Origin of the sequence: Collinsella sp. OF02-10, assembly GCF_003463445.1 — a bacterium.
Taxonomy (GTDB): Bacteria; Actinomycetota; Coriobacteriia; order Coriobacteriales; family Coriobacteriaceae; genus Collinsella.
In genome coordinates this window covers 1-2,103 of the sequence record NZ_QSCW01000040.1, presented here as the reverse complement: position 1 = coordinate 2,103, position 2,103 = coordinate 1, and the positions used below count along the sequence as shown (strand labels likewise).

Here is a 2,103-nt window from a genome sequence, read left to right as displayed (position 1 = left end):
GTCCGACCGGGCCGCGCGGCAAGGAGATATATTGCCAGACCGGAGGGCCCCCGGGGGCGGGAATCTGGGCGTACACATTTCCTACACATATAAGGACTCTCGGCTGGCTGGGTAAATATAAGAGGGGACCTCGTTTCCGAGATCCCCTCTTTCGCCTATCTACAGTAATAGACTCTTAAATACCTTATGCCAGCAGCTTGCGACCGGACTCTTCAATCGCGTCAAGTGCTGCATCAGCCTCGGCGGCATCCGCGCCCTTGGCAAAGATATACAGCTTGATCTTGGGCTCGGTGCCGGAAGGACGGACGATACCCTTGTTGCCACCCTCGAGATCGAACTCAATGACATTAGCCTTCGGCAGGCCGTTCACGCAGGTGTTGTAGTCCACGACGGCCTCAATCTTGGAACCGGCGAGCTCCGCGGGCGGGTTCTCGCGCAGACCAGCCATGATGCCGGCCATCTTTGCCGCACCCTCAGCGCCCGGATAGCTCAGCGAAATCGTCTTGTTGTGATAGTAGCCATACTTCTCGTACAGCTCGTGCATCGCGTCGGCGAGGTTCTTACCCTGCAGCTTGTAATACTGAGCCATCTGGCAAATCAGCAGCGAAGTGCTCACGGCGTCCTTGTCGCGCACGTGGTCGCCAGCCAGATAACCGTAGCTCTCCTCAAAACCGAAGATAAAGCGATCGACTTCACCGGCATCGGAAAGCGAGGTAATGATGTCACCGATGTACTTGAAGCCCGTCAGGCAGCGACGGAGCTCAAAGCCATATTCCTCGGCCAGAGCGTCAACCATTGCGGAAGAAACGATAGTAGTAACGGCAACCTTCTTAGTGAGGTCCTCGCCGCGGGCGGCACGGGTCTTGCAAATATAGTCGAGCAGCAGGACGCCCATCTCGTTACCGGTCAGCAGCAGATAGTCATCGCCATTTTTAACGGCAACGCCAACACGATCGGCGTCGGGATCGGTTGCAAGCAGCAAATCAGGGTGAACCTGCTCGCAGAGATCGATGCCCTTCTGCATGGCCTGACGGATCTCGGGGTTAGGATACGGGCAGGTCGGGAAATCGCCGTTAGGCTCCTTCTGCTCGGGAACAACCGTGACATCGGTGATGCCAGCGCGCTCGAGCACCGTGGTAACGGGAATGAGGCCGGTACCATTCAGCGGCGTATAGACAAGCTTGAGCGGCGCGCCGGCAATTTCCTCGGCAGAAAGATTCGTAACGCCGCGAGCGAGAACGGCGTCGTAATAACGCTCGAGGCACGAGTCATCGATCCATTTGACCAGGCCCTGCTCAAGAGCCTCATCGAAGTCCATGGACTTCACACCGGTGAACGTATCGGTCTCGGCGATAGCCTTAGAAATTGCATCGGCGGCCTCGCTGGTGATCTGGCAGCCGTCGGGGCCATAGGCCTTATAGCCGTTATACGGTGCCGGGTTATGACTAGCGGTCATGCAAATGCCACCGGAGCACTTAAGATCACGGACGGCCCAGGAGAGCGTCGGCACAGGAGAAATCTTGGGATAAACGAGGGCAGTCACGCCGTTTGCTGCAAGAATGGCAGCCGTCGTCTTAACGAACAGCTCACCTTTATTGCGGCTATCGCGAGCGATGGCAACCGTTGGATGCTCGAAGGTCGCATTGAGGTAGTCAGCGAATCCCTGGGTCGCACGACCGACCGTATAGATATTCATACGGTTAGTGCCCGCACCGATAGTGCCGCGAAGGCCGGCAGTACCGAAGGCGAGATCTTGGAAGAAAGCATCGGTGATGGCGTCCTCATCACCCTGCTCCTTCATCGTGTTAAGCTCAGCGAGGAGCTCCTCGTCCTTGACATTGGCAATCCAAGTATCAAGCAGCTCATGAACATCTGCCATGTGAGTCCTTCCGTCACAATCAATAAAACGACCCGTGTAAAAACAGGACAAGCGCAGCAGTGCGCTAAAGCAAATATTAGTCCATTGAGAATAGAGAACCGACCAAAGAACGGTGAACGTCTATATTCAGCGGTGGATGATTAAATTGATTTAATTGCATAAGGAATGTTGCCCGTAAACGCAAAAAAGGGGGAGGCCGCGAGGCCTCCCCCTTCTTCAAGTCT

Annotated in this window: 1 protein-coding gene; it reads right to left on the bottom strand. The window is 55.7% G+C overall.

All coding sequences use genetic code 11. The features are described from left to right. Nucleotides 1–184: 184 nt before the first annotated feature. A complete protein-coding gene (locus tag DXA43_RS10055) occupies nt 185–1,879 on the bottom strand; it encodes a phospho-sugar mutase (protein WP_055252695.1) in 1,695 nt (564 codons plus the stop codon). Between the last annotated feature and the right edge of the window lie 224 nt (nt 1,880–2,103).